Genomic DNA, 14,618 nt, shown 5'->3' with positions numbered 1-14,618 from the left:
ATGCATCTAATTGGTCAAGAGCACAACACCATTTGCGCTTAGGCAAGTGGCGCTGTGACACAAAAACCATTGAATTGACTAAGCTATATTCAATTCAGATTTCAACTCACGTTTCAAAATCTTTCCTGTCGCACTCATCGGGAGGTGTTCACGAATTTCGACATAACGAGGATATTTAAACGAGGCTAATTGCTCTTTACCCCACTTTTGTAATGAATCGGCGTCAATATATTCTTTTGGTTTAAGTACAACGTAAGCTTTTATCTCTTCGCCATACTCTTCATTTGGAATCCCTATCACCGCTACCATTGAAACTGCAGGATGAGTCATGAAAACTTCTTCAATTTCTCTGGGATAAACATTAAATCCACCTCGAATGATCAGATCTTTCATTCTATCGACAATAAATAAATTACCTGAACTGTCAAAGCGGCCCACATCACCAGTATGGAACCAACCATTTTGTAGCGCAGATTCAGTAACTTCTGGGCGGTCAAGATATCCCTTCATAACATTATGACCACGCACAACAATCTCACCTTCTTCGCCTATCGGTAGTGCATTACCTTCAATATCGATAACTTTTACTTCGACACCTTGAACCGGTTGACCTACCGAGCCTGGTATGCGCTCCTGATCCAAATGATTAAAACATGCAATAGGACTTGTCTCCGACAACCCGTATCCTTCTAAGATCGGCACATTAAATGTTTCTTCAAAGGTTCGAAAGATTTCGGTTGGCAATGACGCACCACCGCTTACTGCAACACGCAATGACGAGGTATCAAATTGATGCTGCACATGAAGCAGACCGATGTACATCGTTGGCACACCAGCAAATATCGTCACCCTATGTTTTTCCACCAGCTCAAGAACATGTTTAGGCTCAAACCTAGGCACTAACACCAATGTTGCCCCGCCCAAAACACTAGCATTTAAGTGGACGGTTTGACCAAATGTATGAAATAAAGGCAAAGTTACTAAGTGAATATCATCGGCCTGGCTGCCCATAATGTTTTGTGCCACCAGAGCGTTCATTATGATGTTCTGCTGAGTCAGCTCAGCGCCTTTTGGTAAGCCTGTCGTCCCTGATGTATACAAAATCACACAAGTATCATCCGCATTACGCGGTATATAATCCGGCAACGGTTGGACATCGGCTATAAACGCATTGAGAGTTATTACACCATTCCAATAGCTTTGATCTTGAGATTGAGTCAGTACGACTATGCCTTCGCATGTATCGACTTGTTCAAAGGCTTTGACGCCCTCTTTTGCCATTGGCAGTTCTTTCGTCCCTTCAAAGCAGAAATAAAACTTCGCTTTTGAATCTTCTAAGTGATACTTAATTTCTCGCGCTTTCAAAAGCACATTTAATGGGACTGCAACCGCGCCAGCTTTTTGTATTGCATAATAAACAAACGCGAAAAAAGGAATGTTTGGGCATGAAATCGCAACGCGGTCACCTGGCTTTACGCCTTTATTGATTAAAGACGCTGCGATCTTGCCGGCGATCGCATTAAACTGCGCATAATTTATCTTTTCAGCGCCACATATCAACGCCGTTTTATCTGGTTTACTCGCAGCATTTCTTTGTAACGCAGCAGCAAGATTCATCATAGTCTCTTCACCTCTTACTTGTCTTTCTCGTCTAATCAGCTCAGGAGCATTAACTAAGCAAGTTATCCTTAACACTGGATCGTCAGCATTTGATTCTCACCAGTCATTACCATTTAACATTATGTTTACAACGCAATCAGGACTAAGAATGTAAAGCAATTAACATTTCAGAAGGCAAATTAATAAAAGTGTGAGCTTGAAAGAGATGAATTGTTATAAATATCACCCCAAGTCACTAAAAACTCTGACTGCAATAGCAAATACAAAAGCGGTTAAAATTAACAAAAAGAAAACAAATAAAGAAAAATAAACTTGAACAATCCCAAGCGTAACCCTTATAAGAAAAATCAATAGCAAACGTTTGCTATTGAACAAAACTTTATCGTTCGTCAATAAAATATCGATTAATCCATCAATAATACCTTGCTGCATATTGCCAATTGTAAACGATAAGTGTAAAAAGCAAGGCGAGATAATTATCCGTAAATCCATTTATGGTTAGTGGGTAATTTTAGGATTTTACATTTTATTAGCACAGAGGTTATGGAAGTGTTAAAAGAAAAGAGTTTGCTAAACAACATTGGCGTACAAGTCGTAATCGCCATGATCGTGGGCACAGCCGTTGGTGCCATGATGGGTCATGATGCGACAGTGTTCGCTCCTTTAGGTGCTATCTTTATCAACTTAATCAAAATGTTGGTTATTCCTTTGGTCGCTGTAGCCTTGATTTCTGGCGCCGCTGGTCTTGGGAACAGCCAGTCAGCAGGTAAAGTTGGTATCGTCACTCTAGGTTATTTTGGTTTAACATCCGCCCTAGCCGTTGCGCTTGCACTATTTATGGGTGAAGTATTCCAACCAGGCATGGGTATCGACGTCTCTGGCGTTGAAGGCATGTTCTCAGCAGAATACGCTTCAAAAGGTGAACTACCTACTTTCTGGGCAACCATCACTGGTATGATCCCAACCAACGTTTTCCAATCACTAAATGAAGCAAACATCCTACAGATACTCGTTTTCTGTATGTTCTTTGGTATTGCGATTTCTAAGCAAGCAAAAGAACGTCGTGAACCAATCATCAATGGTGTTAACTGCATCGTTGACGCAATGGTTTGGATGATCAATAAAGTAATGATCATTGCACCTATCGGTGTATTTGGTCTGATGGCAGAAGCCGTCGGTACGTTCGGTTTTGGTGCGCTAATGGTGGTGTTTAAACTGTTCGTTGTTTACGTTGCCGCCATCCTAATCTTCGGTTTCGTTGTTTACCCAGCAATGGTGCATGTTTTCACGAAGACATCTGCGAAGAAATTCCTGTCTTCAATGAAGAAACCGCAAGCAGTTGCGCTTTCAACAGCGTCTTCTATGGCAACACTGCCTGTCACAATGGACACCTGTGAAAAAGAGCTGGGCGTAAAAAATTCAACTGCATCATTTGTTCTGCCTCTAGGCGCAACGATCAACATGTCAGGTAATGCGATTTACTATGGCTTGGTTGCTATCTTCTTTGCTCAACTGTTCAATATCGATCTAGGCATGGGCGCTTACATTGCAATTATCGTAACGTCTACATTGGGTGCGGTTGGTCAAGCGGGTGTTCCTGGCCCTTCTTTCCTAGTGGTTGCCGTGCTTCTTGCCGCTGGCATTCCAATTGAAGGTCTACCGCTGCTATTCGCTCTTGACCGTATTTTCGATATGATTCGTACAGCACTGAACATCACAGGTGATGCTGCATGTGCAGTTATCGTTGATGCGCTAATTGAAGAAGAAACGGCAGAAGCTGAGCTAAAAAAGCAAGAAGCCTAACCCTTTCTTGAATAGACCAAAAACCGCTCATAATGAGCGGTTTTTTTGTCTTTTCTTGCATTACGTAACTATACAAATAGAAACCGATGGCATAAATTTTTCAAAATGATATAAACCATTACAAAATATAACAAAACGTTAGAACTAGGTTATATCATGAGTCTTGAGCAATCTTTGGAATATCTCACCAAAACAAATTTGCCGATCGAATCAAAGCAGCAGGCACTGATTGACTTAGTTATTCTTACCCTAACGAAACAAAAACGAGATGCTCTTTTTCAACAGGTTGCTCTGTATCGAATAAAACTGCTTAAATCTCTCTTTCCTAAACACGCATCAAAAAGTCTTTCTGCACTATTTGAGTTAATGGATTATCGAGATTTAGTGCAACAGTATCCGACAGGTTTCTCCAAAGAGATTCGTTTACTTGAACAACTTGCCGCAGATTGTTACCCGCATTGGATGGTTTTCTGGTGTCAATGCGAGATCGAAGCAATCAAGCAAAAATATCCTTCAAACGAAGCTGCGATTCCTACTCCGCTTCCGTTTGACGACCACAGCTATACTAGCGTGTTAATTGAAGATATCGCAGATTGCGATCTTGAGGTAATGCTGCCAAATCATGCAGCGTTAATGCCGATTTCCGAAGCGATCACACTGAGTAATCTTGAGCTTTTCGTCCAAACTGAACAATGGTTTGAAATCTTGCCTCTTTTATCACTCTCGCAAAAAGGGCAGCACTTTGCGCTCTTGCTCAAATCGTCATCTTCACCAATCATGGTCTCCTCCGCTTTAGTGCAAAGCTGGCATCAACGAAATAACTGGCTCAGTTACTCACCACAGTTTAGTAACGAACAATGGCAGTTTTGCTTTCCTAATCATGGGTACAGTGTTCTCAATCAACTGGGTATTTTGGAGTGTCGTGCTCTAACTCATGAGCACACTCTTATTGAGTTTGATGCTCAGTTTCAATCTCGTGTAAAGAACACTGAAGCGGTTTGCGAAGTGCTGCGCCTTACGGTGGGAGGCAACATCCAACAAAAGCTGTATTTTTTGTATCTGGCGCAAAAAACAATGATGAGTGAGCTTTATAAAACAGGCTATAAGCTCGGCTTTACCATTATTGAGCAAGTATTTATGTTAAATTTCTATCAATCTATTGATTTAAGTGCCTACTTTCACTCAGGATACCGCGACATTAACGGTGACGGTACCAAGACATACCGCGGTTTCTGGAATTTAGGTATGATGGTTGAAGCATTTCAAGACATACAATTTCGCGACTACAAACATTGCGTACGAACAAAAAGAATGGATAAAAAGGTGAATGAGCATGCTTGATGTTCATTTGCACGGTCTCTTTTACCCAAAAGCAATGGCATTGTACGCGACTGTACTAATAGTATTCGCTTGGCTACTGTATTACTGCTATCGCCTAAAGCAGAAGAGTGAATCAATCTTAGGCTCGCATCACGCGCCTTACATCGCTTATTCCAGCTGTATCATTGTTTGGATAAGCAGCAACGCCTATTTCCATACCGATTTATTGCCAGAATTAGGCTCTGTTGGTGGCATCTTTATGGCTAAGTTAGCGAACTTAGCGTCTTTTTTCGCCTTTGCGTTTGCATTCTATTTTTCTTGCCAGTTAACCGCAGATGTTAAAAAAACAGCGGTCAAAGTCTGGCAAAAAGTCGTCTTTGTCGCACTAGCAACGTATTCACTGTACATCAACTTAGTGCCGAATCTTACTGTCGAAAATGTCACCATTAGTGGTCCAAGCCAGTTCGTCATTGAATTTGGCCCACATACCTCATATTTTTTCATTAGTTTGCTAGCTTTCGTGGTACTAACGCTGCTTAACTTGATTGCCATGCGCGCGAACAGCAGCAAGCTCACGCTAGCAAAAAGCAACTATATGATCGCTGGCATTTTGGTATTCATGTTATCTACGGCAGTGATACACCTTGGAATGACGTATTTCCTTGGCGACTTCTCCCTAACTTGGTTACCACCAGCACTTTCAATCAGCGAAATGTTGTTTGTGGGCTATGCCCTACTTACCTCCCGCTTCTACAGCGCTAAATATCTCACGTACTTAACGGTAAGCGCGCTCTTAGTCTGCGCCATTTTTGTTCTGCCGCTAGGGGCGATATTTATTCCGATCTCTGAAGATAACCAATGGCTTGTTGCGGTACCTTTATGTGCGCTTATCGGTATCACTTGGCACTTGCTTTTTAAGCGAGTCAGTCGTTACGCTTCGTATTTTATTTATGGGAAACGACACACTCCCGTTCAGCAAATCCTTGGGTTAGAGGAAGAGTTTAAACGCTCAATAGATGATGCTATGCGTCAGTTGGCATCGTTACTTAACATACCAAACAACAAGCTACAGCTAGTCACTAGCAATTACACAGAAACGTTTTACGAAGAGTACCTGCCGTCAAGCAAGTCAGTTCTCGTGCTTGATGAGTTGTCTGAAGAAATTGATTATGCCTCCTCTTCTAAAGGGTCGATGAGAAAGCTCTACGAGCGCATGCGCTCAAGCAATACTGCGCTCGTTATGCCTCTCTTCGGTCGTGGAAAATCTGTTACTCACTTGCTGATTTCTTCACATAAAATAGATAATAAGCTGTTTTCTAATGAAGAAATCTCAGCTCTGCAAACGTTATTAGTTCGCATCCAGAGCACCATTGAAGCCGATAGAAAGGTACGCCAAAGCCGTGCGCTGGCTAACTCCATTGCACATGAAATGCGTAACCCTCTCGCTCAAGTACAATTACAATTTGAAGCTTTAAAACAGCATATAGAGTCAAACGCCTCACTGGATACGCTAAAAAGAGAAATTGATAAAGGTGAAGCCGCTATACAACGCGGTCGACAACTTATCGATATTATTTTACGAGAAGTTAGCGACAGCTCACCAGAGCATGAGCCTTTAGCTCTCACTTCCATACATAAAGCCATCGACCAAGCAGTAAGCCGTTATGGTTTTGAAAACGATCAAATAATAGAGAGAATTAACCTGCCACAGGCACACGATTTTGTCGCGAAGTTAAATGAGACCCTGTTTAACTTTGTCATTTTCAATTTGATTCGTAACGCTATCTACTATTTTGATTCTTATCCCGACAGTCAAATTGAGATTCGTACCCAGACGGGGGCTTACGAAAACATTCTGATCTTCCGAGATAGTGGGCCAGGTATATGTAGCAGTATCTTACACAAGATATTTGATGACTTTTTCTCGTATCAAAAAAGCGGAGGCAGTGGCTTAGGTTTGGGCTATTGCCAACGTGTTATGCGCTCCTTCGGAGGACGAATAGAGTGCCAGTCTGAATTGAACGAGTTCACAGAATTCTACTTGTATTTCCCAGTCGTACCAAACGCACCAAAACCAGAGACATTAAGAGCACCGGACTTTGATAGCTGGAAAGCAACTGCATCACATTCTGAAAATCATTCAGCTCAACACGTACAAGTATGTAAAGATGCACCAACAGTGCTCATTGTAGATGACAAAGAGGTGCAACGCACCTTGGTACAGATGTATTTAAAAAGATTGGGAGTCAACAGCTTACAAGCAAATAATGGAGCCTCTGCGGTAGAACTATTCCACTCTCACAAGATTGATCTCGTTCTTATGGATGTCCAAATGCCGGTAATGAATGGATTTGACGCCAGCCAACGGATTAAGCAAATCACATCCTCCGTTCCAATCATTGCCTTATCTGGTGAGTCTGGAGCTAGAGAGTTGGAGCTAATTTCGACACTCATGGATGACAGGCTCGAAAAGCCCACCACGTTAAATGCACTTCAAGTCGTCATCCAAAGATGGTTACAGAACGAGAATTTTGCACCTTCCAACACTTTTTAATTTGCAAATATAGAATTGGCACTAGATGTGCATTGTTGGAGTAAATCGAATTATCCAGAAGGTCAAGCAGGCTGCAAATGAGTAGCGTATGAGCTTGATAAGGAGATCGCCATGTTACTTCATCGACATACATACTACGGCTTGATTCATCATGGAATCAAAACACTGTTACTTGATCGCTTAGGCCACTATACAGAAGAAGAGTATCATCAATATCTGACCCTGATGACTGGTAAATCCACTTGCTTCACGATGTCTCTCGAAGAGCTAGAAGCAACGGTCGATAACTTACTGCGGGAAGGCTATTTAGAAGATGTAAAAACGCTTATTTCCCAATATCAACGTGTGGCTTAAGGTTTAAAACTCTCAACTCTATTGCCGCTTCACGCGGCAATTTTTATTCCTTCCATTTGCTGTTTCGACGTGGAAGAAGCTTGCGGTCTATACGATATACTAAGCGTTACTATTCTTACCTTAACTTCCTCAGTATTCACATCTTGTCAGATTCCGTTAGACTGTCTTCAATTCAATAATTAGGTAGATTTTGCCATCATGAAGCAGATCCTAGACTTTATACCACTCATCGTTTTCTTCGCTTTATACAAGCTGTACGACATCTACGTAGCGACAGGTGCACTGATCGTAGCAACAGCCATTCAACTTGTCGTCACCTACGCGCTGTATAAGAAAGTCGAAAAGATGCAGCTAATAACATTTGTTATCGTCACTATCTTCGGCGGCATGACCCTTTTCTTCCACGACGACAATTTTATAAAGTGGAAAGTCACCATCATTTACGCGATTCTGGCGATTGGCTTAGCAGTGAGCCACGCATTGGGAAAATCAGCTATCAAAGGTATGCTAGGCAAGGAAATTACGTTACCTGACGCTGTTTGGGCAAAGATTAACTGGGCTTGGGTTGGCTTCTTCTCATTCTTCGCTGGCCTAAACATTTATATTGCTTACGAATTGCCGTTGGATGTTTGGGTTAACTTCAAAGTATTTGGAATGTTGATCGCGACATTTGCCTACATGATTGCGACTGGCTTTTACATTTATAAACACATGCCAAAAGAACAAAAAAATAACTCATCCGATGTGTCCACTGATGATTAAAAACTCAGTTTTGCTATAATCCGCGACTTCACAGCGACCTTAGGGTCGCTGTTTTGCTCCATGTATCAGTAAACCGCTCAAACAACGTACCGTTTTCAGACCATTCTTGCTGCTGTAAACCAACTTTCTCTGGTCCGGTATCTGCGGTTTTTTAAGGACCTTTGGTTCTAGGTATTTACTATGTTGGCGCTTAGTTTGAGCGCCTTTAAGATTTAGGATGTCACAATGAGTCAAGAAATTAGCTCTCCGAAAGGTCAAATGCTGCTTCGTACCCTTGCAATGCCTGCAGATACAAACGCCAATGGCGATATTTTTGGCGGTTGGATAATGTCTCAGCTCGACTTAGCGGGCGCGATTCTGGCAAAAGAGATCTCTTGTGGTCGCGTTGTCACCGTTTCGGTATCAAGCATTACGTTCAAAAAACCTGTTGGTGTGGGCGATGTCGTATGCTGCTACGGCGAATGCACTAAGATCGGCCGCACATCCATGAGTGTCGATTTGGAAGTATGGGTCAAACCCGTCAAAGCTCACGGTGTTGGCGAACGCTTCATGGTTTGTGATGCGACCTTCAACTACGTAGCCATTGACAGTGAAGGTAAACCACGTCCGGTTCAGAATTAGTCAACCTACAACGCTAACAGTTAGAAAGGATCTCACATTTTCTGTTGTTCACTTGTGAGAGACACAAAAAAGGCGTTAAATTAACACTTTACCCTACCAATTAAGGAACTATGCTATGTGGTATGTCATCTTTTCACAGGACGTTGAGAACTCGTTGGAAAAACGCATGAGCGTTCGCCCACAACACTTGGATCGCTTACAAAAGCTACAAGACGAAGGTCGCCTTCTTACAGCTGGTCCGATGCCTGCGATAGATTCTGACAATCCTGGTGAAGCTGGATTTACGGGCTCAACTGTCATCGCTGAATTCGCCTCTCTAGAGGATGCTAAAGCGTGGGCAGAAGCCGATCCTTACGTAGCGGCTGGTGTTTACGATAATGTAATCGTGAAACCGTTCAAAAAAGTGTTTTAATTTATGAAAAAATTACTGTGTCTTTTCTTGGTATTTGGTGCTCTGGCTGGCTGTTCATCAACCGATGATAATCAGCGCCAACTTGAGCTTATGGCATCAAACCGAGCAGGAGTCTTGTCAGCGGGCCTCCCTTTAGAGTACGGTCCACTGCAAATAATGCGTGTCTCATCCAACAAAAATGTTGTAGAGATGATGATGATTTATAACGATGGCGCACTCGGTGCAAAGCCGTTAAATCAAGTACTGAATACCAGTATCTATACCTACTGCAGCAACCCAGAAGTTCGCAAGCAAATTGATATGGGCTTGATGTATCGTATTAAAGTACGTAATTCTCGCGGTCAGTTGATGGCAGATGAGTTGGTTTCCGCACAGACTTGTACTCAGGTGAAGTAGCTACAGTAATTTTTGTTGCTTTCGGCATGAGACGATGATTCGCTATTATTGGATAATCTGAAAACGAAAGTTAACAATTAAGAATAGAAAAACGGAGACCACAGTCTCCGTTTTTATTTGCTGTAACGATGTGTTATGCCAGCTCAGCACGGAGCTTCTTCGCCGCTGAAACCAGATTTGCCAATGCGGCTTCTGTCTCCTTCCAGTTTCGTGTTTTCAGACCACAATCTGGGTTTACCCACAAACGTTGAGCCGGAATTTTTTCTGCCGCTTTCTTGATTAAACCTTCAATCCATTCTTCCGTAGGAATGTTTGGTGAGTGAATGTCATAAACACCAGGGCCAATTTCGTTCGGGTAATTGAACTCTTCAAATGCTTTCAGCAACTCCATATTCGAGCGAGATGTTTCAATGGTAATGACGTCCGCATCGAGTGCCGCAACCGAATCAATGATTTCATTGAACTCGCTGTAACACATATGAGTGTGAATCTGAGTTTCTGGTTTTGCACTTGCCGCAGAGACCTTAAACGCATTTACGGCCCATTCTAAGTACGCTTTGTGATCGCGTTTTTTGAGTGGTAAACCTTCTCGAATGGCTGGCTCATCAATTTGAATGATATTGATGCCTGCATCTTGCAGGTCAGACACCTCATCACGCAGTGCCAAAGCAAGTTGCTGCGCAATTTCTTGACGTGTGATGTCTTCACGTGGGAACGTCCAACACAAAATCGTAACTGGTCCAGTCAACATGCCTTTCATCTGTTTGCTGGTTAGCGACTGGGCGTACGTCGACCATTCAACCGTGATCGGTTTTTCACGTTCAATGTCAGCAACTACAATGGCAGGTTTCACACAGCGAGAGCCATAACTCTGTACCCAACCAAATTTGGTCGTTTGAAAACCCGCCAAGTTCTCAGCGAAGTATTCCACCATGTCGTTACGCTCTGCTTCGCCGTGAACAAGCACATCTAGGTCGAGCGCCTCTTGACGTTTTACTGCGTCAGCAATATGTCCTTTAAGTGCTTGGATATATTCAGACTCAGATAATTGACCTGTACGATAAGCGCTGCGCTGCACCCGGATTTCACCCGTTTGAGGAAAAGAGCCGATTGTCGTTGTTGGCAACAAAGGCAAGCCCAATACTTCAGCTTGATGCGCAGCACGCTCTGCATAAGGTGCGCTGCGCTCGGCAAGTGACGCGGTAATGTTGTTTAAACGCGCTTGTACTTGAGGTTTATTCACATGTGTTGCTGTCTTGCGCGCTTTGATTGGCTGGCTATAGGTATCACAAGCGAGAATCGCATTTTGGTCACCATCGAGCGCTCGGCCAAGCAAGGCGACTTCTGCCACTTTTTGTTTTGCAAAGGCAAACCAACTTTTTACTTCTTCGCTCAGTTCTGTTTCCAGTGCTAAATCAACAGGGCTATGTAGCAGAGAACATGAACTGGCAACCCAAAGTTTGTCGCCCAGTTTCTCTTTGACTGGCTGTAGACGCTCGAGTTGGGCACTTAAATCTGAACGCCACACGTTACGACCATTCACAACGCCGGCAGAAAGCACCCACCCCTCCGGTAACTTGGCAACCACATCGTCAAGCTGCTGAGGGACGGCAGATAAATCGATATGCAAACCATCCACCGGTAGCTCTACAATTTTGTCTAGCGTATCGCTTACGGAGTCAAAGTACGTCGTTAGCAGCACTTTTACATCGCTTCGAATCACTTGGTAGGCTAGCTTAAACGAATCAGCCCATTTGCTTTCTAGCTCCAGTGACAAAATTGGCTCATCAATCTGAACCCACTCAACACCTTGACTTGCTAGCTTTGCCAAAATAGCTTGGTAAGCAGTAAGTAAGCGTGGTAGCAGGGTTAAGCGGTCAAACCCTTCTTCGACCTCTTTGCCCAAGTAAAGGTAACTGACTGGGCCAAGCAAAACAGGCTTCACTTGGTGGCCAGCTTGAAGCGCTTCGTTGACTTCTTCAAACAGTTGCGGCCAGCTTACTTCAAACGTATCGTCCTTGCTGAACTCAGGGACAATGTAATGGTAGTTTGTGTTGAACCATTTGGTCATATCCGATGCCGCAGCGCCCGCACAGCTGCAACCCGCCTGAGATTGACCGCGACCCACTTTAAACAACGTATCCAGGTTAGGGAAACCATCAGCGTGACGCTTTGGCACATGACCCAATAGCAACGTGGTCGTCAGTACATGATCGTACCAAGCGAAGTCGCCAGCGGTGGCAAAACTCAGACCAGCATCCGTTTGTGTTTGCCAGTTTTTGGCGCGTAGATCTGCCCCAACCTTTTTAAGCTCAGCTTGATCAATTTCTCCTCGCCAGTATTTCTCCTGAGCGAATTTTAATTCTCTTTTTTCACCAATGCGTGGATAACCTAGTATGTGAGTCGTTGTCGCCATGTCCCTATTCCTTTCTCAATTTTGTTCAATTTGTTTGGGTCAGAGCATCTTTCGGTAAACAATAAGATGTCTGGATGGCTAAACTATCGCTCTCATCTGATATTAGAACAACGTCCATTTATTCAACTTGTTTATTAAAAAAATTCATCATGAAGCGACATGATTCGCAAATAAAAACAACAAATAGACGTCTAGACGTTTACATATCCATTTTTTGTCGTTAAGTTATTTACACGATTGCTATTCTGTTCATAGCGAGCAACAAAGGATGAAAGGAATTCATGATAGAGCTAAAACATTTGCGGACACTCACTTCGCTTCGAGACACTGGCTCTCTAACGGCGACAGCGACCGCTTTGCATCTCACTCAGTCGGCACTGTCTCATCAGATCAAAGATTTGGAGGCGCGAATTGGAGGGCAACTGTTCCTGAGAAAGACTCGTCCGGTGAAGTTCACTTCAGAGGGAGAAATCCTATTGCGTCTTGCAGAAGATATCCTTCCGAAACTCGCAAGAGCAGAAAATGATTTAGCGAGCTTGAAAGAGGACGTCAATGGCCGATTACATATGGCCATTGAATGTCACTCTTGCTTCCAATGGCTAATGCCTGCACTTAGGGAGTACCAACTTGCTTGGCCTAGCGTAACATTGGACTTTTCCTCTGGTTTTGGCTTTGAACCACTCCCAGCTCTATTGGCAGGCGAACTCGATCTCGTTATTACTTCCGATATCCAACCTCGATCCGAAGTCCACTACGAGCCTCTATTCGACTTTGAAATGCGTTTAATTACCGCAACCAACCACCCATTGGCGGAAAAAGAAATTATTGAGCCGCAAGATCTCGCAGATCAAACCATGCTCTCTTATCCTGTTCAAAAACAAAGGCTAGACGTCGTAAAACACTTTCTTCAGCCAGCAGGAATAGAACCTGCGAAATGGAAGCAAGCCGACAACACTCTCATGTTAGTTCAGATGGTCTCTGCTGGATTAGGGGTGGCGGCACTACCCAATTGGGCGATTTCTGAATTTTCTCGCCAAGGTCTTATTACCAGTAAACCTTTCGGCCAAGGCTTATGGCGTCGCTTGTTTGCTGCAACGCGTCACTCAGAGAAAGAAAAGCGTTACTTACAAGCTTTTTTCGCAACCGCGAGGCTACAATGTAAAAGCCACCTTGACGGAATCAAGGTGGCTTAAAAGATTTGGGTTATGAAAGGCTTAGCGTTGATATGCTTTAAATTGGTTAGTCAATGGATCGTACTGATAACCGAGCATATCAAGCTTGCCGACTACAGACTCTACATCCATCTCATACACTGATACTAACTCGTCAAAACTGTCGCACTCTAAACGTAGCTTTTCGTTGACGATACCTAGCAAAATAGTGCTGTCCAGATTACCTACATTGCTTAAATCCATCGCGACTCTCCTCTTCGACAAGGTATATAAACAAGCGTAGTAGTAATCACGCGAATTTAAAGTGAGTGCGATCTAAAACGTGATCACCTTATACCCAAGCACCAAGAAAGCACTTGGATATAAGCTGTCTAGCTTTGTCTTTAGAATAGAGGTTAAGCCGCGAGAGAGAATAAACCTTGCAGGCTCGTCATCGACGCGAGTGCTAGCAACAAGGCAACGCTCAGTTGCACCTTTTCTGGTTTCTTATGCGTAAAAATATGCCAACACCACACAATAATTGAAGAAATTAGCATAGCTAAAGACAGCAAGATCGGCTGTGTCGCAGCGTTTAGTGTGGCTTCATTTAACTGATAAGAAGCAAACAACGTTGCGATGACTAATAGCATTCCAGACACAATGCCCGTAACTGGTAAAATACGGTGAAATGCCTGTAATCTGCTGCGAGCTATCGTAAGCAGCAATTGAGAAAATGACGCCCCAAGGAAAAATATCATTAGCGCCATCGCTATCGATGCTGGCCAGCTTGATTGCTCAAATACTTGAATACTCACATACGCAAAGGCCAAACCATTCGCTAAATGCATCGCCCATAGTGGCCCTTTTTCACGCGTTTTCTTGGTTTGAACCTGAGAATAGAAGTAGAAAATAGCAAACACGATCATAAATGCTTCAATGCGAAGTGACGCAACAGCGAGCCACAATACAGCTACTGCAGGCAACATTTTATGAAGACGTCCTCGCTGACCAGGACAAATATCGCCCTTGATTAGAAGCAAAGTCAGTAGCGCTTGTGCGCCAAATAGCATCGGAGGGAAAGTAACCAGCAATTGTTGAATCATGTTGAATGCACGCTCAAAAGTCATTTTGGGGGGCGATAATATCAAATCAACTATCGCCAAACCACCGAAAGTCGGCCCCCAAATGAGCTAAAACGGTAAGACAATT

13 protein-coding genes are annotated in these 14,618 nt (G+C 43.3%); 9 read left to right on the top strand and 4 right to left on the bottom strand.

Annotated elements, in window-relative coordinates:
* Nucleotides 1–78 precede the first annotated feature (78 nt).
* Nucleotides 79–1,620 carry a long-chain-fatty-acid--CoA ligase gene (locus R8N49_RS13980; protein WP_186584850.1) on the bottom strand — a complete coding sequence of 514 codons (1,542 nt, stop codon included), beginning with the start codon at nucleotides 1,618–1,620 and terminating at the stop codon, nucleotides 79–81.
* Between the two features lie 543 nt (nucleotides 1,621–2,163).
* On the opposite strand from R8N49_RS13980, the gene R8N49_RS13975 reads away from it, so the two are divergent.
* From R8N49_RS13975 to R8N49_RS13940, 8 genes are all read left to right on the top strand, one after another.
* Nucleotides 2,164–3,423, top strand: a complete 1,260-nt coding sequence (locus R8N49_RS13975; RefSeq protein WP_005376774.1) for a dicarboxylate/amino acid:cation symporter — start codon at nucleotides 2,164–2,166, stop codon at nucleotides 3,421–3,423.
* Nucleotides 3,424–3,579: 156 nt separating this feature from the next.
* Nucleotides 3,580–4,764 carry an acyl-homoserine-lactone synthase gene (locus R8N49_RS13970; protein ID WP_186584848.1) on the top strand — a complete coding sequence of 395 codons (1,185 nt, stop codon included), beginning with the start codon at nucleotides 3,580–3,582 and terminating at the stop codon, nucleotides 4,762–4,764.
* Nucleotides 4,757–7,297, top strand: a complete 2,541-nt coding sequence (locus R8N49_RS13965; RefSeq protein WP_258489733.1) for a hybrid sensor histidine kinase/response regulator — start codon at nucleotides 4,757–4,759, stop codon at nucleotides 7,295–7,297. The genes R8N49_RS13970 and R8N49_RS13965 overlap by 8 nt, the downstream gene beginning before the upstream one ends.
* 111 nt (nucleotides 7,298–7,408) lie before the next feature.
* Entirely contained in the window at nucleotides 7,409–7,651 is a 243-nt protein-coding gene (locus tag R8N49_RS13960) for a hypothetical protein (protein ID WP_017634694.1), read from the top strand.
* Nucleotides 7,652–7,849: 198 nt separating this feature from the next.
* Entirely contained in the window at nucleotides 7,850–8,413 is a 564-nt protein-coding gene (locus R8N49_RS13955) for a septation protein A (protein WP_005376769.1), read from the top strand.
* Nucleotides 8,414–8,638: 225 nt separating this feature from the next.
* On the top strand, nucleotides 8,639–9,034 hold the full coding sequence (yciA, locus tag R8N49_RS13950) for an acyl-CoA thioester hydrolase YciA (protein WP_005376768.1): 396 nt from the start codon (nucleotides 8,639–8,641) through the stop codon (nucleotides 9,032–9,034).
* 115 nt (nucleotides 9,035–9,149) lie between these two features.
* Complete coding sequence (locus tag R8N49_RS13945; protein WP_005376766.1) at nucleotides 9,150–9,446, top strand: YciI family protein; 297 nt, start codon at nucleotides 9,150–9,152, stop codon at nucleotides 9,444–9,446.
* Nucleotides 9,447–9,449: 3 nt separating this feature from the next.
* Nucleotides 9,450–9,842: a GspS/AspS pilotin family protein gene (locus R8N49_RS13940; RefSeq protein WP_005386726.1), complete on the top strand. Its 393-nt coding sequence runs from the start codon at nucleotides 9,450–9,452 to the stop codon at nucleotides 9,840–9,842.
* A gap of 133 nt (nucleotides 9,843–9,975) precedes the next feature.
* Here the strand turns inward: R8N49_RS13940 and metE are convergent, their stop codons facing one another.
* Nucleotides 9,976–12,258 (bottom strand): 5-methyltetrahydropteroyltriglutamate--homocysteine S-methyltransferase, encoded by a 2,283-nt coding sequence (metE, locus tag R8N49_RS13935; RefSeq protein ID WP_186584844.1) that lies wholly within the window; start codon nucleotides 12,256–12,258, stop codon nucleotides 9,976–9,978.
* 281 nt (nucleotides 12,259–12,539) lie between these two features.
* Here metE and metR point away from each other — a divergent pair, with 281 nt between their 5' ends.
* Entirely contained in the window at nucleotides 12,540–13,451 is a 912-nt protein-coding gene (gene metR / locus R8N49_RS13930) for an HTH-type transcriptional regulator MetR (RefSeq protein WP_005386724.1), read from the top strand.
* 21 nt (nucleotides 13,452–13,472) lie between these two features.
* On the opposite strand, the gene R8N49_RS13925 is transcribed toward metR, so the two are convergent.
* Nucleotides 13,473–13,673: a DUF4250 domain-containing protein gene (locus tag R8N49_RS13925; RefSeq protein ID WP_005376762.1), complete on the bottom strand. Its 201-nt coding sequence runs from the start codon at nucleotides 13,671–13,673 to the stop codon at nucleotides 13,473–13,475.
* A gap of 152 nt (nucleotides 13,674–13,825) precedes the next feature.
* Nucleotides 13,826–14,536: a hypothetical protein gene (locus R8N49_RS13920; RefSeq protein WP_005389354.1), complete on the bottom strand. Its 711-nt coding sequence runs from the start codon at nucleotides 14,534–14,536 to the stop codon at nucleotides 13,826–13,828.
* Between the last annotated feature and the right edge of the window lie 82 nt (nucleotides 14,537–14,618).

Source organism: Vibrio sp. 1978, assembly GCF_033344345.1.
Note: the sequence above shows the minus strand (reverse complement) of the source record. Positions and strands in the feature narration are given on the sequence as shown.